18 protein-coding genes are annotated in these 24,177 nt (G+C 63.0%); 9 read left to right on the top strand and 9 right to left on the bottom strand.

Features of this window, described 5'->3' with window-relative positions; all coding sequences use genetic code 11:
- Window positions 1-2: 2 nt before the first annotated feature.
- Entirely contained in the window at window positions 3-1,547 is a 1,545-nt protein-coding gene (gene xylG / locus BM70_RS0102745; protein WP_177326524.1) for a D-xylose ABC transporter ATP-binding protein, read from the top strand.
- The gene (locus BM70_RS0102740) at window positions 1,548-2,684 is read left to right on the top strand and encodes a sugar ABC transporter permease (RefSeq protein WP_025854578.1); all 1,137 of its coding nucleotides are present in this window, start codon (window positions 1,548-1,550) and stop codon (window positions 2,682-2,684) included.
- A gap of 252 nt (window positions 2,685-2,936) precedes the next feature.
- Here the strand turns inward: BM70_RS0102740 and BM70_RS0102735 are convergent, their stop codons facing one another.
- On the bottom strand, window positions 2,937-4,436 hold the full coding sequence (locus tag BM70_RS0102735; protein WP_025854577.1) for a CoA-acylating methylmalonate-semialdehyde dehydrogenase: 1,500 nt from the start codon (window positions 4,434-4,436) through the stop codon (window positions 2,937-2,939).
- 109 nt (window positions 4,437-4,545) lie between these two features.
- On the opposite strand from BM70_RS0102735, the gene BM70_RS0102730 reads away from it, so the two are divergent.
- Window positions 4,546-5,502 (top strand): LysR family transcriptional regulator, encoded by a 957-nt coding sequence (locus tag BM70_RS0102730; protein WP_025854576.1) that lies wholly within the window; start codon window positions 4,546-4,548, stop codon window positions 5,500-5,502.
- Window positions 5,503-5,508: 6 nt separating this feature from the next.
- On the opposite strand, the gene BM70_RS0102725 is transcribed toward BM70_RS0102730, so the two are convergent.
- The gene (locus BM70_RS0102725; RefSeq protein WP_025854575.1) at window positions 5,509-6,357 is read right to left on the bottom strand and encodes a triacylglycerol lipase; all 849 of its coding nucleotides are present in this window, start codon (window positions 6,355-6,357) and stop codon (window positions 5,509-5,511) included.
- 384 nt (window positions 6,358-6,741) lie between these two features.
- Here BM70_RS0102725 and BM70_RS0102715 point away from each other — a divergent pair, with 384 nt between their 5' ends.
- From BM70_RS0102715 to BM70_RS0102700, 4 genes are all read left to right on the top strand, one after another.
- Window positions 6,742-8,442, top strand: a complete 1,701-nt coding sequence (locus BM70_RS0102715) for an AMP-binding protein (protein WP_025854574.1) — start codon at window positions 6,742-6,744, stop codon at window positions 8,440-8,442.
- Between the two features lie 151 nt (window positions 8,443-8,593).
- The gene (locus tag BM70_RS0102710; RefSeq protein ID WP_025854573.1) at window positions 8,594-9,049 is read left to right on the top strand and encodes a (2Fe-2S)-binding protein; all 456 of its coding nucleotides are present in this window, start codon (window positions 8,594-8,596) and stop codon (window positions 9,047-9,049) included.
- On the top strand, window positions 9,049-11,286 hold the full coding sequence (locus BM70_RS0102705) for a molybdopterin cofactor-binding domain-containing protein (protein WP_025854572.1): 2,238 nt from the start codon (window positions 9,049-9,051) through the stop codon (window positions 11,284-11,286). Before BM70_RS0102710 ends, BM70_RS0102705 begins: the two co-directional genes overlap by 1 nt.
- 16 nt (window positions 11,287-11,302) lie before the next feature.
- On the top strand, window positions 11,303-12,646 hold the full coding sequence (locus tag BM70_RS0102700) for a cytochrome c (RefSeq protein ID WP_025854571.1): 1,344 nt from the start codon (window positions 11,303-11,305) through the stop codon (window positions 12,644-12,646).
- An 80-nt stretch (window positions 12,647-12,726) separates the two neighbouring features.
- On the opposite strand, the gene BM70_RS0102695 is transcribed toward BM70_RS0102700, so the two are convergent.
- On the bottom strand, window positions 12,727-13,620 hold the full coding sequence (locus BM70_RS0102695; protein ID WP_025854570.1) for a glycine betaine ABC transporter substrate-binding protein: 894 nt from the start codon (window positions 13,618-13,620) through the stop codon (window positions 12,727-12,729).
- 156 nt (window positions 13,621-13,776) lie between these two features.
- Between BM70_RS0102695 and BM70_RS0102690 the strand changes: the two genes are divergently transcribed.
- The gene (locus BM70_RS0102690; protein ID WP_025854569.1) at window positions 13,777-15,813 is read left to right on the top strand and encodes an NADH:flavin oxidoreductase; all 2,037 of its coding nucleotides are present in this window, start codon (window positions 13,777-13,779) and stop codon (window positions 15,811-15,813) included.
- Between the two features lie 209 nt (window positions 15,814-16,022).
- Here the strand turns inward: BM70_RS0102690 and BM70_RS0102685 are convergent, their stop codons facing one another.
- Window positions 16,023-16,730 carry a TetR/AcrR family transcriptional regulator gene (locus BM70_RS0102685; protein WP_025854568.1) on the bottom strand — a complete coding sequence of 236 codons (708 nt, stop codon included), beginning with the start codon at window positions 16,728-16,730 and terminating at the stop codon, window positions 16,023-16,025.
- Between the two features lie 195 nt (window positions 16,731-16,925).
- Between BM70_RS0102685 and BM70_RS0102680 the strand changes: the two genes are divergently transcribed.
- Window positions 16,926-17,915, top strand: a complete 990-nt coding sequence (locus BM70_RS0102680) for a zinc-binding dehydrogenase (protein ID WP_025854567.1) — start codon at window positions 16,926-16,928, stop codon at window positions 17,913-17,915.
- Here the strand turns inward: BM70_RS0102680 and BM70_RS0102675 are convergent.
- The 5 genes from BM70_RS0102675 to BM70_RS0102655 form a co-directional block, all read right to left on the bottom strand.
- Complete coding sequence (locus tag BM70_RS0102675) at window positions 17,912-18,586, bottom strand: GntR family transcriptional regulator (RefSeq protein WP_256220870.1); 675 nt, start codon at window positions 18,584-18,586, stop codon at window positions 17,912-17,914. The genes BM70_RS0102680 and BM70_RS0102675 overlap by 4 nt on opposite strands.
- Before the next feature lie 126 nt (window positions 18,587-18,712).
- The gene (locus tag BM70_RS0102670) at window positions 18,713-19,768 is read right to left on the bottom strand and encodes an ABC transporter permease (RefSeq protein ID WP_025854565.1); all 1,056 of its coding nucleotides are present in this window, start codon (window positions 19,766-19,768) and stop codon (window positions 18,713-18,715) included.
- Window positions 19,761-21,272: a sugar ABC transporter ATP-binding protein gene (locus BM70_RS0102665; RefSeq protein WP_051556732.1), complete on the bottom strand. Its 1,512-nt coding sequence runs from the start codon at window positions 21,270-21,272 to the stop codon at window positions 19,761-19,763. The genes BM70_RS0102670 and BM70_RS0102665 overlap by 8 nt, the downstream gene beginning before the upstream one ends.
- Before the next feature lie 70 nt (window positions 21,273-21,342).
- Window positions 21,343-22,578 carry a sugar ABC transporter substrate-binding protein gene (locus tag BM70_RS0102660; RefSeq protein ID WP_155952104.1) on the bottom strand — a complete coding sequence of 412 codons (1,236 nt, stop codon included), beginning with the start codon at window positions 22,576-22,578 and terminating at the stop codon, window positions 21,343-21,345.
- A gap of 69 nt (window positions 22,579-22,647) precedes the next feature.
- The gene (locus tag BM70_RS0102655) at window positions 22,648-24,153 is read right to left on the bottom strand and encodes an aldehyde dehydrogenase (RefSeq protein ID WP_025854562.1); all 1,506 of its coding nucleotides are present in this window, start codon (window positions 24,151-24,153) and stop codon (window positions 22,648-22,650) included.
- Between the last annotated feature and the right edge of the window lie 24 nt (window positions 24,154-24,177).

Genomic DNA, 24,177 nt, shown 5'->3' with positions numbered 1-24,177 from the left:
CCATGGCCGACTATCTGCTGCAAATGAACGGCATCGTCAAAACCTTTGGCGGAGTCAACGCGCTGGACGGCATCGACATCAAGGTACGGCCGGGGGAATGCGTCGGCCTGTGCGGCGAGAACGGTGCCGGTAAATCCACCTTGATGAAGGTGCTGTCGGCGGTCTACCCGTATGGCACCTGGGACGGTGAAATCCTCTGGGACGGGCAGCCGCTCAAGGCCCAGTCAATCAGCGAAACCGAGGCCGCCGGTATCGTCATCATCCACCAGGAACTGACCCTGGTGCCCGACCTGTCGGTGGCCGAAAATATCTTCATGGGCCATGAACTGACCTTGCCGGGTGGGCGCATGAACTACCCGGCAATGATCCACCGTGCCGAAGCCCTGATGCGCGAGCTCAAGGTGCCGGACATGAACGTGGCGCTGCCGGTGTCGCAGTATGGCGGTGGCTACCAGCAACTGGTGGAAATCGCCAAGGCCCTGAACAAGCAGGCTCGCCTGCTGATTCTCGACGAGCCCTCCTCGGCCCTGACCCGCGCGGAAATCGAGGTGCTGCTGGACATCATCCGCGGCCTCAAGGCCAAGGGCGTGGCCTGCGTGTACATCTCCCACAAGCTCGATGAAGTGGCAGCGGTGTGCGACACCATCGCGGTGATCTGCGATGGCAAGCACATCGCGACCACCGCCATGGCCGACATGGACATCGCCCGGATCATCACCCAGATGGTCGGCCGCGAGATGAGCAACCTCTACCCCACCGAACCGCATGCGGTGGGCGAGGTGATCTTCGAGGCGCGCAACGTCACCTGCTACGACGTCGACAACCCCAGGCGCAAACGCGTGGACGATGTGTCCTTTGTGCTCAAGCGCGGGGAAATCCTCGGCATCGCCGGGCTGGTCGGCGCCGGGCGCACGGAACTGGTGTCGGCGCTGTTTGGCGCCTACCCCGGCCGCTACAGCTGCGAGGTGTGGCTGGACGGCAAGGTGATCGACACGCGCACGCCGCTCAAATCGATCCGCGCCGGCCTGTGCATGGTGCCCGAGGACCGCAAGCGCCAGGGCATCATTCCCGACCTGGGCGTGGGCCACAACATTACCCTGGCGGTGCTCGACACCTATGCGCACCTGACCCGCATCGACGCCGAAGCCGAGTTGGGCAGCATCGACCAGCAGATCGCGCGCCTGCACCTCAAGACCGCCAGCCCGTTCCTGCCGATCACCAGCCTGTCCGGCGGCAACCAGCAAAAGGCCGTGCTGGCGAAAATGCTGATGGCCAAGCCCAAGGTACTGATCCTCGACGAACCCACGCGCGGCGTCGACGTGGGCGCCAAATACGAGATCTACAAGTTGATGGGCGCGCTGGCGGCCGAAGGCGTGGCGATCATCATGGTCTCATCGGAGCTGGCCGAAGTGCTCGGCGTCTCCAACCGCGTGCTGGTGATTGGCGACGGCCAGCTGCGCGGCGACTTCATCAACGAAGGGCTCACCCAGGAACAGGTGCTCGCCGCTGCGCTCAGCCATAACAATAACGATCGGAAGACCGCGTAGATGAATCAGGTCAAACACCTTTTTACCCGCTACAAAATGCTCGCCCTGGTGATCGCGGTGGCGGTGATCTGGCTGTTTTTCAGCTGGCAGACCGAGGGCGGGTTCCTCACGCCACGCAACCTGTCCAACCTGCTGCGGCAAATGTCGATCACCGGGATCCTGGCGTGCGGCATGGTGCTGGTGATCATCAGCGGCGAGATCGATTTGTCAGTGGGTTCATTGCTCGGCCTGCTCGGCGGGCTGGCGGCGATTCTGGATGTGGTCTATCACGTGCCGCTGCTGGCCAACCTCAGCCTGGTGGCGTTGTGCGGCTTGATGATCGGCCTGGCTAACGGTTACATGACAGCCTATCTACGCATCCCGTCGTTCATCGTCGGTCTGGGTGGGATGCTGGCGTTTCGCGGAATTCTGCTGGGCATCACCGGCGGCACCACCATTGCGCCGGTGTCGCCGTCGCTGGTGTATGTGGGCCAGGGGTATCTGCCGCATTCGGTGGGCATTGGCCTTGGAGTCCTGCTGTTTGTCCTGACCTTGTTCCTGACCTGGAAACAGCGACGCAACCGCGCACTGCATGGGCTGGCGGCGCATTCATTGGTGCGCGATGTGCTGCGGGTAGTGGTGATCGGCGCGGTACTGGCCGGGTTCGTCACCACCCTCAACAGCTACGACGGCATTCCCGTGCCGGTGCTGCTGTTGCTGGTGCTGCTCGGCGTGTTCAGCTACGTCACCAGCCAGACCGTGTTCGGCCGCCGGGTGTACGCGGTGGGTAGCAATATGGAGGCCACGCGCCTGTCCGGCATCAACGTACAGGCGGTGAAGTTGTGGATCTTCGGCATCATGGGCGTGATGTGCGCGCTCGCAGGGTTGGTCAACACCGCGCGCCTGGCTGCCGGCTCACCGTCGGCGGGGAACATGGGCGAGCTGGATGCCATCGCCGCGTGTTTTATCGGCGGCACCTCGATGCGCGGCGGGTCGGGCACGGTGTATGGCGCGTTGCTCGGGGCGTTGGTGATTACCAGTCTGGACAACGGCATGTCGATGCTGGATGTGGACAGCTATTGGCAGATGATCGTGAAGGGCAGCATTCTGGTGCTGGCGGTGTGGGTGGATGTGAGCACCCGAGCGGGTCGGCGCTAAGTGGCCTTTCGACACGGTTTGTAAACGGCCAGCATGTCGACGTTGGATTGTGGTGAGCAGTTGGAGAGCCCCGAGCGGGCGAAAATGCTGACAGTGTGGCATTTGCTGGAGATTGCCAAAACCACGGTAGATCGCTCTATCGACTGCCTGAAGCCAATCACCGCTTAACTCCTGTAGAAGCCGGCTTGCCGGCGATGAGGCCCTTGATATCACTGAATATCTTGAGGCCGCTATCGCCGGCAAGGTGTTTGGTTATTTGGAGACTGGCATGGCGAATTCGGCGCCCTGCTCGATGCTTTCCGACCAGCGCTGCATGATCGACTTCTGCTTGGTGTAGAAGCGTACGCCCTCGGTGCCATAGGCATGCATGTCGCCAAACAGGCTCTTCTTCCAGCCACCAAACCCGTGCCACGCCATCGGCACCGGGATCGGCACGTTGATGCCGACCATGCCCACTTCGATGCGCCGCGCAAATTCACGGGCGATGTTGCCGTCGCGGGTAAAGCAGCTCACGCCGTTGCCGAACTCGTGATCGTTGACCAGCTTAATCGCCTCGGCGAAGTCATTCACACGCACGCAGGCCAGCACCGGGCCGAAGATTTCTTCGCGGTAGATGCTCATTTCTTTGGTCACGTGGTCGAACAGCGTCGCGCCGAGCCAGAAGCCGTTCTCCAGGCCCGCTTCAGTGGGCACATAGTCACGCCCATCCAACAGCAATTGTGCGCCAGCCTGCACGCCTTGTTCGATATAGCCGCTGATGCGTTCCAGCGCCGCACGGGACACGATCGGGCCCATTTCTGCCTTGAGGTCGCGGCCGTCGGTGATGCGCAGGTGCTTGGCACGTTCGGTCAGGGCGGCGATGACTTTGTCACCCACATCGCCCACCAGCACCGCCACCGAAATGGCCATGCAGCGTTCGCCGGCACTGCCGTAGGCGGCGCCCATCAGGGCGTCGACGGTTTTTTCGATATCCGCGTCGGGCATCACCACCATGTGGTTCTTCGCGCCGCCCAGGCCTTGTACGCGCTTGCCGTTGCGGGCGCCGGTTTCGTAGATGTATTGCGCGATCGGCGTGGAGCCGACAAAGCTCACGGCCTTGACGTCCGGGTGTTCGATCAGCGCGTCCACCGATTCCTTGTCGCCCTGCACCACGTTGAACACCCCCTTGGGCAGGCCGGCTTCACGCAGCAGTTCGGCCATGAACAGCGAGGCGCTCGGGTCGGTCGGGCTTGGCTTGAGGATGAAGGTATTGCCCGCCGCGATGGCGATCGGGTACATCCACATCGGCACCATCACCGGGAAGTTGAACGGCGTGACGCCGGCCACCACGCCCAGGGGCTGACGCATTGTCCAGTTGTCCATGCCACGGGAGACCTGGTCGGAATGCTCGCCCTTGAGCAGGTTGGGGATGCCGCAGGCAAATTCGAGGATGTCGATGCCACGGTCGACTTCGCCCTGGGCGTCGGTGAAGACCTTGCCGTGTTCGGCGACGATGATGCGCGCCAGGTCGTCCTTGCGCTCACGCAGCAGGTGCAGGTACTCGAACAGCACGCGGGCGCGGCGGATTGGCGGGGTGTCGGCCCAGCCGGCGAAGGCGGCCTGGGCCGCGGCAACGGCTTCGCCGACGGTCTGGCGGCTGGCCAGGGCGACGCGGCCGGTCTTTTCGCCGGTGGCCGGGTTGTAGACGTCCTGATAGCGATCATCGCGGGACACGCGCTGGTCGTTGATGTAGTGCTCGATGGTCGTGGTCATGGCAGTAGATCCCAGGTGGGTAGCGTTGCGACACACGATAGGCTTTCGCTTTGTTCCAAACCAGAGCAGAATCCAGAACTTATTGTCCACCATAGCGAACAATATACCCATGGAAAAATCCGAGATCGAAGGGCTGTGGACCCACATCCACTGGCTGTCGGTGCTGGAGGAACAAGGCACCTACACCGCCGCTGCTGCGCGCCTGGGCGTGAGCAAGTCGGCGGTGAGCCAGCGCATTTGCGACCTGGAAAAAGCCACCGGCACGCGGCTGGTCACCCGAACCACACGCAGCGTGAGGCTAACCGATGCGGGGCTGTCGTTGACCCGTGAAGTACGCAGCGCCTATGAGCAAATCGCCCGCAGTTTCTCCTCGGTGCGCGACTCGGCCGGGGAGATTCGCGGGCTGGTGCGCCTTACCGCGCCGGTGGCGTTCGCCCGGCAGCAACTGGTGCCGCACTTGTCCGAGTTCCTGCAGCAGTACCCGCAGGTGCGCATCCAGCTGGACGTATCGGACGCCCTGAGTTCACTGGCCGCCGAAGGCTACGACCTGGCTGCACGCCATGGTTTCCAGGTGCCGGAAACCCATGTGGCATGGAAGCTCTGCGACACCGGCTCGGTACTGGTCGCCAGCCGCGATTACCTGCAACGCCACGGCGAACCCCGCGAACCCAGCGATCTGTCCGCGCACAACTGCCTGTTCTACCCGCGCGGCACCGACCAGCCCGCCTGGACCTTCGAGCGCGGCACTAAAAACGTCGAGCGCCTCACTGTGCCCATCGCCGGCAGCTTCGCCACCAACAACAGCGAAGCCTTGCGCGACTCGGCGCTCAACCACCTGGGCATCGCCCTGCTCCCGGACTTCAGCGCCCATGCCGCCCTCGCCAGCGGCAAGCTGGTGCAGGTGCTCTCCGACTGGACGCTCAAGGGCGCGTTCGCCGATGAGATCTACCTGATCCGGCCGTATTCGCCGCATGTGCCGAAGTCGGTGACGGCATTGGTGGGCTTTCTGAAGGAGAAATTATCGGGTGGATTCAGGTTTGATTCACAGCCGGCGACTCACCCATAAGCAACGTCACAAGTCCGCGCACGTCGGTGGCACAGCATGGGCTGGGTCCAAGGCGTTTAGAACATTCCGCCTGGTGATGCCATCTACTGTCGCAGCGGCAATATGTCCACTGATATCCGCTGCACACTGGTCCTGCAGCAGGATGTTCGTTACTGCTGGGCCCGTCAGGAACGCTGACTGATAAGGGGTGACGACTTCGTCCAGTCGAGTGGCGATGACCCTATAAACGACACCGGGGAACGTATCTCCACCTCCATTGAGATCAGCTAAAAAAGCAGATCCCACGGTTTGGTCGGTTGTGGACGGGGCAATGATCCCAAAGGCTTGCTGGAGCGTTATCGAGACACTTGCGGCGAGCCATTTTGCGATGTTCAGTATGTCAGGAAAGTTATCAGCCAACGAAGCAAGGCCGCTCCAGGTGGTGCCATGGTTGCTTGAGGCTATACCGACCAACGTGCCAACTTTACCCGCGCCATTCAGGGACTTTATGTAGTAGCGCGGCATCATCCCGCCTTGCGAGTGGCCGACAATATCGACTTTGTCCGCGCCCGTGTTTGTTCTTACCTTTTCAATGAAATGCGACAGTTCTTGAGCCGAATCTTTAACCGCGGCCAATCCATAGAAAACCCCCAGGCTGAGTGGGGTACCGCCGTAATTCAGCGCATATACGCAATAACCGTTACTTTTCAGTTCTGCGGACAGCAGTGTCCAATTGTTATCCATATTTTCAAACGTTCCGTGAACCAACACGACAGGTCGTGGATGACTGGTACTTGGCTGGCAACTCCAGTCGTTGGAGCCCGGTGGGGACGCGTACGCAATGGGAAGGTTGAACGGTGCAAGGAGTGCGAACATAAGGACGACAGGTAGCCGACAGATTAAATAGCTCACAGTATTTTCTCTAATTCAAGAACCAAAGGACATCCCTGCTGATGCCTTGCGGGCCATCCCGGACGCCACTGAGGTTAACGAACCGAAAAAGTGCCGAAACCTGTCAAACCTGACAGTTCATTAGATTTTTTTGAAATTGAAGCCCTTGGGTTCAAACACCTCGGTGGCATAACGATCCCTGGTAACGGTCATGGACGACAGCGCCCAGAGATCGACACCCATGACTTTTTTGCACAACGCACCGGTGTTTTTGAGCGTTCTGCTCTGATTTATGCGTGCCTATACTCGGTCCAGCCTCTCGGTTCAGCCGGGGGGAAAGTCCCACAACAATAATTAAGGACAGCCACCATGACCCAGCCCTTCCTGGCCGCTCGGGATTTTCTGCTCGCTCACCGCACCGACTACGCCACCGCCGTACGGGATTTCCGTTGGCCGCAACTGGACGAGTTCAACTGGGCCCTGGACTATTTCGATGCCATGGCCGAGGGCAATCCGGCGAATGCGCTGTGGATCGTCGAGGAAGATGGCAGCGAGCAGCGCTACAGCTTCCAGCAACTGGCCGCGCGCTCCAACCAGGTCGCCAACCACCTGCGCGTCCTCGGGGTACGTCGTGGTGAGCGCGTGCTGCTGATGCTCGGCAATGATGTGGCGCTGTGGGAGACCATGCTCGCGGCGTTCAAGCTCGGCGCCGTGGTCATCCCCGCCACCGCCCTGCTGAACGCCGATGATTTGCGCGACCGCATCGAGCGCGGACAGGTTCGCCACTTGGTGGTCGGCGAGGCACATGTCAGCAAATTCGACGGCTTGGCAGACGGTTGCAGCCGCATCTGCGTGGGTTCGGCGCCTTCCGGCTGGGTCGCGCACAGCGCCGCCTTTGAATACCCCGAGCACTTCGAGGCGCAAGGCAGCACCCGGGCCACCGACCCGATGCTGCTCTACTTCACGTCCGGCACCACGTCCAAGCCGAAGATGGTGCTGCACAGCCACCAGAGCTACCCGGTGGGCCACTTGTCGACCCTGTACTGGATCGGCCTGCAGCCGGGCGACCTGCACCTGAATATTTCGTCACCGGGCTGGGCCAAGCATGCGTGGAGTTGCCTGTTCGCACCATGGAACGCCGGGGCGTGCATCTTTATTCATAACGTCGCGCGGTTCAGTGCTCCCGCCCTGCTGCGTGCCTTGGAACGCTACGGTGTGACCAGCCTGTGCGCGCCGCCCACCGTGTGGCGCATGCTTATCCAGGAAGACTTGGCCAGCTACAAATCGCGCCTGAGCCTGCGTGAACTGGTCGGCGCCGGTGAGCCGTTGAACCCGGAAATCATCGAACAGATCCAGCACGCCTGGGGCCTGCCGTTGCGTGATGGTTTCGGCCAGTCGGAAACCACTGCCCTGGTGGGCAACACCCCCGGCCAGGTGCTCAAGCCCGGATCCATGGGTCGACCCTTGCCGGGCTACCGAGTGGCCTTGCTCGATCCTGATGGCAACCCCGGCAATGAAGGCGAAGTCGCCCTGCCCCTGGACGTGCGCCCGCTCGGCCTGATGCTGGGCTACGAAGACAGCCCGGAGAAAACCGCCGAGGTCATGCGTGACGGCTACTACCGCACCGGCGACACCGCGCAGATCGACGCCGAGGGCTACATCACGTTTGTCGGTCGCGCCGACGATGTGTTCAAGGCCTCCGACTACCGCATCAGCCCGTTCGAGCTGGAAAGCGCCTTGATCGAACACCCGGCGGTCATGGAAGTGGCTGTGGTGCCGAGCCCCGATCCTTTGCGCCTGGCCGTGCCCAAGGCATTCCTGATCCTGGCCCATGACGCCCCGGGCAGCGCGGAGCTGGCCCGGCATATCCTCGACTTTGCCCGCGAACACCTGGCGCCCTACAAGCGCGTGCGGCGTATCGAGTTCGTCAGCGAACTGCCCAAGACCATCTCCGGCAAGATCCGTCGGGTGGAACTGCGGCAGATGGAGGTGCTGCGGCGCCAAAGCGAGACGCGGGGTGAGCACGAGCACTTCGAGGAGGACTTCGTGCGGCCAACGGTTGAGTCGTAGTCGCACAATCCTGTTGAATTCTTGCCTGATTCTCCGACTTATCGACTAATGGATCGATAGCCCTTGCGCGCTGGTCTAGAGTTCGACAATAAGCGGCCACTGCGTTCATCACTAAAACAGGCCGCACCTACCGTCGATCAGCAGGTGAGCCATGGAACTACGAATCAACCAAAAGGCCTATCAGGTCGATGCCGACGCGGACACGCCATTGCTGTGGGTGATCCGCGACGACCTCGGCCTGACCGGCACCAAGTACGGCTGCGGCCTGGCCCAGTGCGGGGCCTGTTCGGTGTTGGTGGATGGCAACGTGGTGCGTTCCTGCGTCACGCCCGTGGCGGGAGTGGTCGGGCGTGAGATCACCACCATCGAGGCGATCGAAGCCGATGAGGTGGGCAAGCGTGTGGTCGCGACCTGGGTCGAGCATCAGGTGGCACAGTGCGGGTACTGCCAGTCCGGACAGGTGATGGCCGCCACGGCGCTGCTCAAGCACACCCCCGCGCCAACGGATGCGCAGATCGAAGCAGCGATGATCAACCTGTGCCGTTGCGGCACCTATAACGCCATTCGCACGGCCGTGCACGACCTGGCCAAGCAGGAGCGCGCCTGATGAACACGCGCACCGAACTGCCCGACCTTGTATTGGATGAGCCGGTCAACCTGTCGCGTCGCCGTTTTCTAGCGAGTACGGCGGTGGGCGCGCTGGTGATTGGTTTCGGCCTGCCGCTCGGTTCGTCCAGGGTGCAGGCCGCCACGGCCAATGCCGCAGAACGCGGCACCCAGGTGCCGGCGTTTCTCGAGATTCGCCCGGACGGCAGCGTGCGCCTGCTCAGCCCCTTCATGGAGGGCGGGCAAGGCACCCACACCGCCATGGCGCAGATTGTCGGCGAAGAACTGGATGCCGATCCCGCGACCTTCATCGTCGAGGCCGCCCCACCCGGCGAAGCCTATGTGGTGATGGAGAACGGCTTGCGCATCACCGGCGGCAGCATGTCGGTGCGCTTGAGCTACCCAACCATGCGCCGCCTGGGCGCCCTCGCCCGCGCGATGCTGCTGCAGGCCGGCGCCGAGCAGTTGGGCGTGCCGGTGAGCGAACTGACCACGCAGCCAGGGCGCGTGGTGCACGCGGCCTCCGGCCGTTCGTTGGGCTACGGCGAGCTGGCCGGTCGCGCCCTGGACATGCCGGTGCCCGACCCGGCCAGCGTCACGCTGCGCGACCCGAGCCAGTTCCGCTGGATCGGCAAGCCGGTCAAGCGCCTGGACGCCTACGACAAATCCACCGGCAAGGCACAATACAGCATCGACCTGAAAGTCGACGGCATGCTCCACGCCGCGGTGCAGCATGCGCCACGCCTGGGCATGACCGTTGGCAGCCTGCGCAACCAGTCGCAGGTCGAAGCCATGAAAGGCGTGCATTCGGTGCACGTACTGCCCGGTGCGGTGGCCGTGGTGGCTGAGCGCTGGTGGCATGCAAAACGCGCGGTAGAGGCGATCCAGGTCGACTGGCAGGAAGCGGCCGCCAACTCGACACTGCGCGTCATGCCGGCAGACTTTTCCAGCGACAAGTACCGCGACTTCCTGGCCGCCCAGCAAGGCCCGGCCCGTGACGACGAGAACGAAGGTGACGTGGCCGCCGCGCTGTCAGGCGCCAAGACCAACATCGAAGCAACGTATCACAACCAATACCTCAACCATGCCCAACTGGAGCCGCCATCGGCCCTGGCGCGCTTCAATCCCGATGGCACCCTGGACATCTGGCTGCCCAACCAGGCACCGGACATGTTCCGCGCCGATATCGCCAAGCGCACCGGTTTGGACACAGCAAACATCACCCTGCACTCGCCATTGCTGGGCGGCTTTTTTGGCCGGCATTTCCTGTATGACTCGGCCAACCCCTACCCACAGGCGATTGCGTTGGCCAAGGCGGTGGGCCGTCCGATCAAGCTGATCTGGAGCCGCGAGGAAGAGTTCCTGCGCGATGTCCTGCGCCCGCTGGCGGTGGTCAAGTTCCGCGCCGCGCTGGATGACAAAGGCCTGCCGCTGGCGATCGAAGCGGTGAGCGCCACCGAAGGCCCAACCGAATCCCTTGCCGGCAAACAGGGCGATAAAATCGACCCCACGGCCCTGGAAGGGCTATCGGGCAAGTCTTACGCCATTCCCAACAAACGCATCGCACAGATCTACGTCAAAGGCGCGCCCATGCTCGGCTACTGGCGTTCGGTGGGCAATTCGCTCAACGACTTTTTCTATGAGTCGTTTCTCGACGAACTGGCGGACAAAGGCGGTCATGACCCCTACGAGTTGCGCCTGCACCTGCTGCGCGACAACCCGCGGCTGACCACCCTGCTGCAGGCGGCGGGTGAACTGTCCGGAGGCTGGAAGCGTGGCCCCTTCACGGCCGAAGACGGTACCCGACGTGCGCGCGGCGTGGCCATGGCCTCACCGTTCGGTTCTCATACTGCGGCGATCGCCGAGGTGTCCATCGAGGGTGGGAAGGTCAAGGTGCACGATATCTGGCAAGCCATCGACCCAGGCAGCATCGTCAACCCGGCGATCGTCGAGGCGCAGGTCAATGGCGCCGTGGCCTTGGGTTTGTCCCAGACGCTGGTGGAAGAAGCGGTGTACGTGGATGGCAAGCCACGGGCGCGCAACTACGACCTGTATCCGATCCTGGCACCCGCGCACATGGCACGGGTGCATGTGCGGATTGTCGAGAGTGGCGAAAAGATGGGGGGTATCGGTGAGCCTCCGCTGCCCGCCGTGGCACCGGCCGTGGCCAATGCGGTGGCGCAGTTGACCGGCCAGCGCATTCGCAGCCTGCCCATGAGCCGACACACCTTCAGCTGACCCTCAGGAAACGCCCATGAACAACCGTCGATTCGCAAGAACCGCAGGCTGGCTGGCGCTGCCCTGCCTGGTCGCCGCAGGCCTGCTGGCCTGGTACGTCACCCGTGAGCCTGCTACCCCGTTGGAACCGGCGCAGGCCGCCACCGCCTTCGAGCCCGCCCTGGTCAGCCGCGGCGAATATGTCGCCCGCCTCAGCGACTGCGTGGCCTGCCACAGTTTGCCGGGCAAGGCGCCGTTCGCCGGCGGCCTGGAAATGGCCACGCCGCTGGGCGCGATCCACGCCACCAACATCACGCCGGACAAGCAACACGGCATCGGTGCCTACACCCTGGCCGACTTCGACCGCGCCGTGCGCCACGGCGTAGCGCCGGGGGGCCGACGGCTGTACCCGGCCATGCCCTACCCGTCCTACGTGAAACTCAGCGACGACGATGTGAAAGCGCTGTATGCGTTCTTCATGCAAGGCGTGCAGCCGGCCAACCAAGCGAATATCCCCAGCGATATTCCGTGGCCGCTCAACCTGCGCTGGCCCATTGCGCTGTGGAACGGCGTGTTCGCCCCCACCGCCCCCTACGCGGCCAAACCGGATCAGGACGCGCTGTGGAACCGCGGCGCCTATATCGTCCAAGGCCCCGGCCACTGCGGCAGTTGCCACACGCCACGCGGCCTGGCGTTCAACGAGAAAGCCCTGGACGAATCCGGCGCGCCGTTCCTCGCCGGCGCCCTCCTCGACGGCTGGTACGCACCGAGCCTGCGCCAGGACCCGAATACCGGGCTGGGACGCTGGAACGAGGCGCAGATCGTGCAGTTCCTCAAGACCGGGCGCAACGCCCATGCGGTGGTCTATGGCTCGATGACCGAGGCCTTCAACAACTCCACGCAGTTCATGCAGGACGACGACCTGGCCGCGATCGCCCGCTACCTCAAGTCACTGCCCGGCGACCCGCAGCGCGACGGCACACCCTGGCAATATCAGGCGATGGCGGCGGTTCAAGACGCCCCCGGCGCCCATACCTACGCGACCCGCTGCGCCTCCTGCCACGGCCTCGACGGCAAAGGCCAGCCCGAATGGATGCCGCCCCTGGCCGGCGCCACCTCGGCACTGGCCAAGGAAAACGCCTCCGCGATCAACATCACCCTCAACGGCTCGCAGCGTGTAGTGGCCGCCGGTGTACCGGACGCCTACCGCATGCCAGCGTTTCGCGAGCAACTGACCGACCAGGAAATTGCCGAGGTACTGAGCTACGTGCGCGGCACCTGGGGCAATAACGGTGGCGCGGTCGATGCGAAGGCAGTGGGCAAGCTGCGCGGGCACACCGACCCGGCGAGCAGCAGCCCGATTATTTTGCATATGCGCTGAAGCGAAACAAACCTGTGGTGAGCGGGCTAGTCCTGCTCACCACAGGTTTCCACGGGCTCCCGGGATTTGCACATCTGTGCCTATCGGGAAACCACTCCCGGATTGAACATCCCCTCAAACCGCGCCTTGTTCGCCGCGTAATACGCCGCCACCGCCTTGTCCGCCGTGCTCTCCCGTGCCTGCATCATCAGCGCCTCCAGGTCGGCCTGGGGGATGGAGAAATGTGCAAAGAAGTACGCCACCTCGGGATGTTCCTGGCTGAAGCCTTTGCGGGCCATGGCGTGAATCTGCTCGGCGCCGCCGAAGATCTGCCTGGGGTCGTCGAGGTAGCGCAGCGACCATTTGGAGAACATCCAGTGCGGGCTCCAGGCGTTGACCAATGACCACTTGTCGCGCTTGAGGTTGCGGTCCAGCTCGTTGAGCATGCCGCTCTCCGAAGACCCCACCAGTTTGTAGCCGGCCAGCTTGTAGTCTTCGATAGCCTTGACGGTGAGTTTGTACTGGCCGTTGCCGACTTCGGAGGTAAAGATCTTGCCGTCGAACTTCTCGCGGATGCCGGGCTTGTTCAGGTCTTCCACGCTGGCCACTTCTGCGACCGGCACCGACGTGGGCACGGCCATGCCGATGCGCCCCTCATACAACACGCCGAGGTCTTCGAGGCGGTCCTTGTACTTGTCGTAGAACGCCTTGTGGGTGCTGGGCAGCCAGACCATCGGGATCAGGTCGATATTGCCGTTGGCCAGCGCCTGGAACTGAATGCCGATGTCGGCCATCACCAGTTTGACCGGTTGCTTGAGGTGTTCCTGCAAGGCGGTAGTAGCGAGCTTGACGGTGATTTCCGTGTCCGACCAATTCACCCAGCCGATACGCACCGGGGGTTTTTCCTCTGCATGGGTCAGTGCCGCGCTGGCACCCAACGCGAGGCCGAGCAGGTAGGCACAGGCTTTTTTCCGATAGCGCACTTGAGTATTCATCAGGCGTCCTCCTAGGGGGTGAAGGCGATCTTAGCGACGACTTCCGGGCCCCGCAATAAAAATGTACATGAATGTCATCGATTATTGACACCTATGTACATTTACCCTAATTTCAAATCGCCAAGCCTGATGATGCCCACGACGGAGCACACCCCGATGTCCAGCGATCCCCTGCTGCAGCCTTTCAAGATCAAGCACCTGACCCTGCGCAATCGGATCATGACCACGGCCCACGAACCGGCCTACCCGGTGGACGGCATGCCGCAGGCGTTGTACCGCGCGTACCACGTCGAACGTGCCAAGGCCGGCGTGGCCTTGACCATGACTGCAGGTTCTGCCGCGGTGTCACGGGACAGCCCGCCGGTGTTCAATAACGTGCTGGCGTACAAGGACGAGGTGGTCGGCTGGTTGAAGGACCTGACGGATGAATGCCATGAACACGGCGCGGCCGTGATGATCCAGTTGACGCACCTGGGCCGGCGCACACGCTGGGACAAGGCGGACTGGCTGCCGGTGGTCTCGCCGTCGCACCGCCGCGAAGCGTCGCACCGCTCGTTCCCGAAGAAGATGGAAGACTGGGACATCGAGCGGATCATCAAGGACTACGTCGACGCCGCCGAGCGCATGCGGGCGGCCGGCCTGGATGGCCTGGAACTGCAAGCCTACGGGCATTTGATGGACCAGTTCTGGTCGCCGCTCACTAACGACCTCGACGGCCCGTACGGCGGTTCACTGGAAAACCGCATGCGGTTTTCCTTCGACATCCTGCGCGGTATTCGCCAGCGCGTCGGCGAAGACTTCCTGCTGGGGGTGCGCTACACCGGCGACGAGGCCTTACCGGGCGGGTTCAGCGCCGACGAGGGCCTGCAGGTGTCGCACATGCTCAAGAACAGCGGGCTGGTGGACTTCCTCAACGTGGTGCGCGGGCATATCGATACGGACGCGGGCCTGACCGATGTGATTCCGATCCAGGGCATGCGCAACTCACCGCACCTGGATTTTGCCGGCGAGATTCGCGCCGCCACCGGCTTCCCCACCTTCCACGCGGCGAAAATCCCGGACGTCGCCACCGCACGCTACGCCATCGCCTCGGGCAAGGTGGATATGGTCGGCATGACCCGCGCCCACATGACCGACCCGCATATCGTGCGCAAGATCATCGAGCGGCGTGAAGAAGACATTCGCCCCTGCGTCGGCGCCAACTACTGCCTGGACCGCATCTACCAGGGCGGCGCGGCGTATTGCATCCACAACCCGGCGACCGGCCGCGAAACCAGCATGCCCCATGACATTCCCAAGGCGGCGGTGAAACGCAAGGTGCTGGTTATCGGCGCCGGCCCGGCCGGGCTGGAAGCGGCGCGGGTGGCCGGGGAGCGTGGTCACGACGTCACCGTGCTGGAGGCCGCCGACCGGCCCGGCGGGCAGATCCGCCTGACGGCACTGAGTGAGCGGCGTCGCGAGATGATCGGCATCATCGACTGGCGCATGAGCCAGTGCGAGCGCCTCGGGGTCCGCTTCCACTTCAACACCTGGGCCGAAGCCGAGACGGTGCTGGCCCATGAGCCGGACGTGGTGATCGTCGCCACTGGCGGCATGCCGCACACCGAGGTGCTGGCCCAGGGCAATGAGCTGGTGGTCTCGACGTGGGACATCATTTCCGGCGACGTCAAACCGGGCCGCCACGTGCTGATATTCGACGACGCCGGCGACCATGCCGCCCTGCAAGCCGCCGAGGTGATTGCACAGAGTGGCGCCAGCGTCGAAATCGTCACCCCGGACCGCGCGTTCGCCCCGGAAGTCATGGCCATGAACCTGGTGCCCTACATGCGCAGCCTGCAGGACCTGGACGTGACCTTCACCGTGACGTATCGGGTCGAGACCGTGGAGAAACGCGACGGTCGGCTGCTCGTCAGCTTTGGCAGCGACTACGGCAAGGTGCACAAGCAACGGGTGGTCGATCAGGTGGTGGTCAACCACGGCACCCTCCCCCTGGACGACCTGTACTTCGACTTGCGCGCGCATTCCAGCAATGGGGGAGCCGTGGAGCAGCACGACTTGATTGCGGGGAACCCGCAGAACATCGTGACCAACCCCAAGGGCCGCTTCCAACTGTTTCGGATCGGCGATGCAGTGGCCGCGCGCAATACTCATGCGGCGATCTACGATGCGTTGCGGTTGGTTAAAGACCTATAAAGAACACCAAGCCCCCTGGAGCTTCGTCGTGGCACAAACTCCATCAACACAGCCGATCCCCTGTGGGAGCTGTCGAGCTTTAGCGAGGCTGCGAAAGCGGTGGGTCAGTCGATAAAATGCCAGCAGTACCGCCGCCTACGCAGCCTCGCCGGGGCTCGACAGCTCCCACACTTAGATCCTTGTCGCGGCTGACACTGCGCCCGACTCTTTTACTCGGCGCCTGCTGTCGGTTCGTCAAAGGTGCCAGTCAACGGCACAAACACCCCCGACGAGGTTTCGGCGTAGCCAAACGCCCCATAGAAGCGGTCCAGTTCGCGCCGCTTCAAGGCCTTGCCAGTGAATACGCTGACGTACTGGGGAATTCGCCGGAACCGCACCACCACGTCTTCGGTGGTTTTCATCGAGATGTAGCCGATCTGTGTGAGGTAGATGGTTCGCGCGCGCACATCGGCGGCTTCGTCATCGTAGCCAAAGCGCCGGAACATGCCGGCCAAGGCGTTGATACGGGTGTCGTCGGCCAAGGCGATTTCGGCGCTGACGTCCGCCGATTGCATGGCCCAACTGCGTACGGCGAATTCGAACTGCGAGTCGAACAGTTCCGGGTTCAGCCAGCATTCGAAGACGTTCAGAATCGCCTCGGAAATACTCTCGGCATAACTCTCGCACTGGCGCACCAGATTGCCGGTGTTTTTGTCGCGCCAACGGGCCAGCAAGGCGGCGAGCAGTTGTTCGCGGTCCTCATAGAACCAATAGAAACTGGTACGCGACAAGCCCAGTTGCTTGGCCAACGGCATGACGCGCACGGCGTCGATGCCGGACGCTTTCAAGGCTGCATAAGCGGCGTCCAGCCACACGTCGACCGAGCCTCGCCAGCCCGTGTCCTGGGCCTTGCCTCGCGGTTTTGCGGTGTGTGACATCCGGGGGTTACCTTTGCCTGGGAATTGCACGCCACTCTACACCCCAAGACGTGCAGCGCACAGGGAATGTACATCAACGTACATTCCCCGTGCACATTGATGATTTCGCCTCACAACAGTATTTCCACTCGGCGTATTTATCCGCTCTGCACCGGCAGGGATACTGCCTAATTGTCGCCTTCCGGATAAACGCTCATGACGAAGACTGATTTCGCCGCCTGGTCCTGGACCGCAGGCGCAGGTATCGACGGTTTGCAGCTGGTTCGCAAGCCGCTGCAACAGCCCGGGCCGGGGGAAGTGTTGGTCGCCAATCGCGCCATCGCCTTGAACCCGGTGGACTGGAAGATCATTGAGTGGGGCCATGCTGCGTGGAAAACCGGGCATGTGCCGGGCGTGGATGGCATGGGTGTGGTGGTCGCAGCCGGCACCGGGGTGACGATCAAACCCGGCACACGCGTGGCGTATCACCAGGCACTGGACCGCGCGGGCAGTTTTGCCGAGTTCTGTGTGCTCGATGCGGCGACGGTGATGCAGGTGCCGTCAGGCCTGGATGATGCAGCGGCAGCGGCACTCCCCTGCCCCGGCTTGACGGCGTGGCAGGCATTGGAAAAGGTCCCGGGCACTTCCCGCGATGTGCTGGTCGTTGGCGCAGGCGGCGCGGTCGGCCTGCTGCTGGCGCAACTGGCGGTACAGCGCGGGCTGCGCGTGTGGGCCACGGCAGGCGCAGCGCATCATGCACAGCTGAAGGCCCTGGGCGTCGTCGGCGTATTTGATTACCGTGATGCCCACTGGCAGCCAGCGCTTCAAGCGGCCCTGGGCGAGCGACGCCTGCACGCCGTGTTCGACACCGTCAGTGGCACCCATGCCGCCTCACTCGCGCCGATGGTGGGCTACAACGGGCATCTGGTGTGCATCCAGGACCGCCAGGAAAGCGCGCCATTGCCGGCCTTCAGCACCGCCATTTCACTGCACGAAGTCGCGCTCAACAGTTTCCACGCGCACGCCGGCCTGAGTGATCGCCAAGCGTTGCGCCAACAGGGCGAGCGGCTGCTCCACAGCGTATTGGACGGCAGCCTGTTGACCTCCCGGCACCAGGCCTTCGACTTCGATGCATTGCCCCAGGCATTGCACGCGCTCAAGCAAGGCACCGGCAGTGGAAAATGGGTCGCACGCCTGGCCGACTAGACTTCGGCCAGGTTTTCCTTCTTCTCCAGCCACTCGATCATCAGCTCGCCCCAGGCGATATCGGCCTGCAGCGCGGCCTTGGCTTTGCCAGAGTCGCGGGTGCGCAGGCCTTCGAGCACTTCAAAATGCTTGTGCTGGGCGCTGGCCAGTTCCAGCTTCGGCACTTCGGCGTGGAAGCGGCTGAGCAGCGGGCCCATGATGACCCACATGTTCTCCAGGGTCTTGGACACCACCGGCATGCGCGCCGCGCTGATCAAGCCGAAGTGAAACTCGCGGTTGAGCAGCGCCGCTTGCCGATAGTCGACAGAGACCGCCTTCTGAAACGCATCCTGGATGCCTTCGAGCTTCGCCAGTTCCGGCGCGGTGATGCGCTGGGCGGCGGTGCCGGCGGCTTCGCCTTCGAGCAAATGACGGATCAACTGGATTTCACGCAGTTGGCTGACTGACAGCTCCGGCACGTAGATCGACGTCGCGGCCTTCATGTCCAGCGCATGGTCGCTGACCAGACGGAAAATCGCTTCGCGCACCGGCGTGATCGACACCCCGAACTCTTCGGCCAGGGTGCTGATGCGCAGGCGATCACCGGGCTGGTATTGGCCGTCCATCAACGCCGTGCGAATAATGGAATACACCCGCTCACTCAAGTTGCCTTTATCAATGGGCTTATGCACGGTCACAGTTACTCGATCTCCATGGTCGATGACGTTGCGCCGCCGGCGTTGACGCCTGCGGCGCAAAGCGCAGATCACGCATCATACATCATCAATTTGCGCCTGCCACTCCGGCAGGCGCGTCCTTCAAATCCGCGCGTCGCGCCGTCCAACGCCCTGCAACAGCACGGCAATCACGATAATCGCGCCCTTGATAATCTGCTGTGGATACGCCGGCACACTCAGCAGGTTCATGATATTGCCGATCAGCCCCAGTACCAGCACACCGACCACTGTGTAGAAAATCGTGCCTTTGCCGCCGGTCAGCAACGCTCCACCGATGACACACGCGGCGATCGCATCGAGCTCCAGCGCCATGCCGGCGCTGGGCGCCGCGACACCCGAGCGCGAGGCAATCACCACCCCGGCCAACGCTGCCAACCCGCCGCAGATGCCATACGCCGCCAGCTTGTAGCGCTCCACCGGGATCCCGGCCAGGCGCACGGCGGTTTCGTTGCTGCCGCTGGCAATGGTCAGGCGCCCGTAGGTGTTGTAACGCAGGATCAGCGCAAAGATGATCGTGACCAGGATCGCCAGCCACACCGGCCACGGAATACCCAGCACGCCATCGGCCAGGCGACCGAAATCGCGCAGCCATTGGGCGCTGGTCAACTTGTCATCCAGACGCTGCGGCTGGCCGTTCGACAGGATGAAAGCCAGGCCGCGCCCTACCGTCATCATCGCCAGCGTCGCGATAAACGGCGCCATGCGGAAGTAGGCGATAAAGGTGCCGGTCACCAAGCCCATCAACACCCCGGACGCGACGGCGACCGTCACCGCCAGCAGCAAGCCAAAGCCGCCTTCGACGGGCATCACGTTCAGGGTCATGGCCACCACGATACCGCCCACGGCGGCGACAGAGGCCACGGACAGATCGATGCCCGCCGTGAGGATCACGATCAGCATGCCGATGCTCACCAGTAACAACGGCGTCAGTTGGCGCAGCAGGTTGCCCAGGTTCTGATAGGTGAAAAAGTCGGGGGACAGCACGCTGGCGACAATCGCCAGCAACACCAGCATCACCAGCGCGTTGTGTTCCAGGAACACGCGTTGCAGTGAACGCCGGTGCGCCCGCCCTTCATCGGCGTGGCTGTTGGGTTGCAGCGGATTGGCCGCGGCCAGCTTGTAATCAGGGTTATTCATGGTGCTCGACTCCCATCGCCAGGCAAATCATCTCTTGTTCTTTGATGCGCTCGCCCGCCAGTTCGCCGGCGATCGCACCCTCGCGCATGACCACGACGCGGTCACACATGCCGATCACTTCCATCATTTCCGAAGACACCATGATGATCGCGACCCCTTGTTCGGCCAGGTCGTTGATCACCCGGTAGATTTCGGTTTTCGCCCCCACATCCACACCGCGTGTGGGCTCATCGAGAATCAGCACGCGGCAGCCCGCATCGACCCACTTCATCAGCGCGACTTTCTGTTGATTGCCACCAGAAAGGTCGCCGACCAATTGCTCGATCGAACGCGTCTTCACCGACAGTTGCTTGCGCAATGCCTCGATGCCTTGGGTTTCACGGCGGCTGGCGATCCAGCCCATGCGCCCGCTGTAGGGGCTGGCGGGACGCAGCGCACCGTTGACGCGAATCGACATTTCCAGCAGCACGCCTTGCTGCTTGCGGTCCTCGGGCAGCAGGCCGATGCCATTGGCGATGGCCTCGCGGGGCGTGCGGTTGTGCAGTTCGCGACCCTTGAGGCGCACGGTGCCGGAGGTCTTGCGGTCGGCGCCGAAAATCGCCCGCATGGTCTCCGTGCGTCCGGCGCCGACGAGGCCGCAGAAGCCCAGCACTTCACCCGCCCGCAGGTTGAAACTCACATTGCGCACCAGGCGCCCGGCACACAGCTGTTCAACCTCCAGCAGCACCTCGCCGATCCGGGCGTTGCGCGGCGGGAACAGATCGCTGAGTTCGCGGCCGATCATCATCTCGATCAGCCCGCGCTCGGTGATATCCGCCAGCGCCAGGGTGCCGACGGTCTTGCCGTCCTTGAGCACCGTGGCGCGGTCACAGATGCGGAAAATCTCATCCATGCGATGCGACACATACACGATGCACACACCCTTGCGGCGCAGTTCTTCGAGGATCTTGAACAGCTTTTCCGCTTCATGGGAGGTCAGTACGGCGGTGGGTTCATCGAACACCAGCACCGAGGAGTTGCGCGACAGCGCCTTGCAGATTTCCACTGCTTGCTGATACGCCACCGGCAGGCTGCCGACCGATTGGCGCACGTCGATGTCGCTGAAGCCCAGCTCATCCAGGATCGCCCGGGCCTTTTTGCGCATGGCGGCCCACTGTACGAAGCCGCGGCTCTTGCCCAGATCGTCGATGCAAATGTTTTCGGCCACGGACAGGTGCGCGGCCAGGGCAAACTCCTGGTAGATGATCGAGATACCCAGCTTGAGCGCGTCACCCGGCTTGCGAATCTCCACCGGTTCGCCATTGAGGCTGACCGTGCCGGTATCGCGCACGTAGGCACCGGCAAGGATTTTCATCAGGGTCGACTTGCCCGCGCCGTTCTCGCCCATCAGTGCATGGATCTCGCCGGCACGCGCCGAAAAGCCGGCATGGCTCAGCGCGCTGATGCCGCCGAACTTCTTCGAGATGTCGAGCATCTCTACGGCAGGTTTGTGCATCGCATTCATGTTTCTTCACCGTCTGTGGACGCTCGCCGACCGGCCTGCGACAGGCGTCGCAGGCCGTTTCGACGTGCCGTTACTTAAGGGCCGCCTTGATCTGCTCGATGGAGCGGAACGCCGGCACGTTGTCGGTGGAAGGCGGCAGGCTGTCGGCCTTGATGTAGGTGTCGACGTTGTCCGGGGTAATCAGCGTGACCGGGAAGTAGGACGCCAGCGGCAGGTTGTTGGCATCCAGGCCCTTGTCGAGGATCTGGTGGATCAGCTCGATGGCCGCCACACCGGTTTCGGAGCCGCTGTTGGTCGCGCTCACCAGCAACTTGCCTTGCTTGATCAGGTCCAGCGCCACGCGGAAATTGCCCGCGCCGGAGGCGACCATCACCTTGTCTTTCTTGCCGGCATTTTCCAGGGCATTGATCGCGCCGATGGCGATGAAGTCGTTCTCTGCCAGCACCAGGTTCAGCTTGTCACCCTGGGACGCGAGGATGTCCTCGGTGGCCGCGAGCCCGCCTTCTTCGGTCCAGTCGCCACGGCCCCAGGCCAACACGTTGAAGCCACCTTCGGGCCAGCTGAAGCTGCCTTTGGCCTTGATCTGCTGGAACAGCTTGAAGCCCTTGAGCATCGCGTCTTCCTTGGACAGCCCCAGCTTCCGCTCCTCGGAACGCGCATAGACAATCCCGGAGATCATGCCGTTGAGGCGGCTTTCGGATGTGGAGTTGCCCATCACGCCGATGACCATGGCGGCGTTGATCACCTTGGCCGGATCGGCCTTGGCGATCACATAGCGCCCCGCCTCGAAACCGCTGCCGTAGGGGTTGCCGGTGCTGGTGGTGATCACCGGTGCGCGTGCGTCCGGCGCGGTGCCCACGGTGATCACCGGAATCCCGGCTGCCACGGCGCGCTCCACGTCCGACACCGAGCCGAGCACATCCGTGGGGTCGATCACGATCAGGTCGACGCCCAGCGTGATGAAGTTGTCGACCTGGGCGCTTTGCTTGGCAACGTCACTGTCCGCCACTTGCAGCTCGATGTCGTAGTTGTACTTTTTGGCGATGGTTTTCGCGTCGTCGAGCATCGACACGAACCAAGGGTTGCCCAAGGTGATCTCGGTCCAGCCGATGCGCAGGCGCTCGCCCTTTTTCTTCAGGGGCAAGGCCTTGTTGATGGCGGTGCGGTCCGGCATGTCGGGGTCGATCACGCCCGACAGCGCGGTATTGGGCATCAGGCTGTAGATTTCATGCTTGCCGGCGGCCCAGGCCTGGCTGCCGATAAGGGCCGTGAGGGCGAAGGTGGTGATCAAACGCTTCTTCATCATTATTGTTCTCCAGTGCGCTGATTGAGTCGGTGATGCCGGCGCCGTCCTCGACAGCGCCGTTGTAGGGGTTCAGGCCTGCAAATCGATCCAGGCCGACTTGAGTTCCGAGTACTTGTCCAACGCATGCAGCGAGCGGTCGCGACCGTTGCCCGACTGCTTGTAGCCACCAAACGGCATGGTGATGTCGCCACCGTCGAAGCAGTTGACCCACACACTGCCGGCCCGCAGGGCACGGATCATCGAATGAGCGCGACTGAGGTTGCTGGTCCACAGGCTGGCGGCCAGGCCATAGGGCGAGTCATTGGCAATGCGCACCGCGTGCAAGTGGTCCTTGGCGCTGATCACCGACAGCACCGGCCCGAAGATCTCTTCGCGGGCGATGGTCATGTCGTTGGTGACGTTGTCGAAGATCGTCGGCGGGATGAAGAACCCGTCGGCCAGGGCACCACCGGCCCGTTCACCGCCGAGGATGATGCGTGCGCCCTCCTGCGTACCTTTGTGGATGTAGCCGAGCACGCGGTCCAGTTGCGCCTTGTCGACCATGGCGCCCAGCTGCGTGCGCGGGTCGAGGGGGTCACCCACGCTGATGCCGCGCGCCACCTTCAGCACCTCGGCGACGAACTCGTGGCGGATGCCTTCCTCGACAATCAGCCGCGACGGCGCCACGCAGACTTCGCCCTGGTTGAAGAACATCGATTTGGCTGCGGTGGTCGCGGCTTTTTCCAGGTCGTGGCAGTCATTGAGAATGATGTTCGGGGTCTTGCCGCCGCACTCCAGCCAGACCCGTTTCATGTTCGATTGCCCGGAATACTGCAGGAACAATTTGCCGACTTCGCCGGAACCGGTGAACACCAGGGTGTCGACATCCATGTGCAAGCCCAGGGCACGTCCGGCAGTAGGGCCGAAGCCTGGCAGCACGTTGAACACGCCCGGCGGAATGCCCGCCTCGGCAGCCAGCGCGGCGATGCGCAGCGCCGTGAGTGGCGATTGCTCGGCGGGCTTGAGGATCACCGAGTTGCCCATCGCCAGCGCCGGGGCGACCTTCCACATGGCCATCAGCATCGGGAAATTCCACGGTGTGACCGCCGCGACCACGCCGATGGCTTCACGGGTGATCATGCCCAGCGCGCCGGGCCCGGACGGCGCGATTTCGTCGTAGACCTTGTCACAGCATTCGGCGTACCACTGCAGGCATTCCAGCACCGCGTGCACGTCGAAGCCGCTGCTTTCCGAGACCGGCTTGCCCATGTCCAGGGTTTCGAGCAAGGCCAGTTCGGTCATGTGCTGCTCGAACAGCGCGGCAAAGCGCAGCATGACTTTCTTGCGTTCCTTGGGCGCACGCTGCGACCACACGCCACTGTCGAAGGCCTGGCGTGCCACTTCGACGGCAAGGTCGACATCCTCGGCCTGGCAGGATGCGACGCGATTGAGCACCTGGCCGTTGCGCGGGGAGATATTAGCGAAGGTTTCGCCGCTCAGTGCGTCGACAAAGCGGCCATTGATAAAGGCCTGGCCTGGCAGGTCCAGGGCAGCGACACGCTGCTGGACCGCAGCGATATCGATGAGCGTATTCATGTGTTGCGTCTCCTGTTTTGGTTC

Source organism: Pseudomonas sp. CHM02, from assembly GCF_000612585.1.
Lineage (GTDB): Bacteria > Pseudomonadota > Gammaproteobacteria > Pseudomonadales > Pseudomonadaceae > Aquipseudomonas.
The sequence above is the reverse complement of the archived record's forward strand: the minus strand, read 5'-3'. Positions and strand labels throughout refer to the sequence as shown.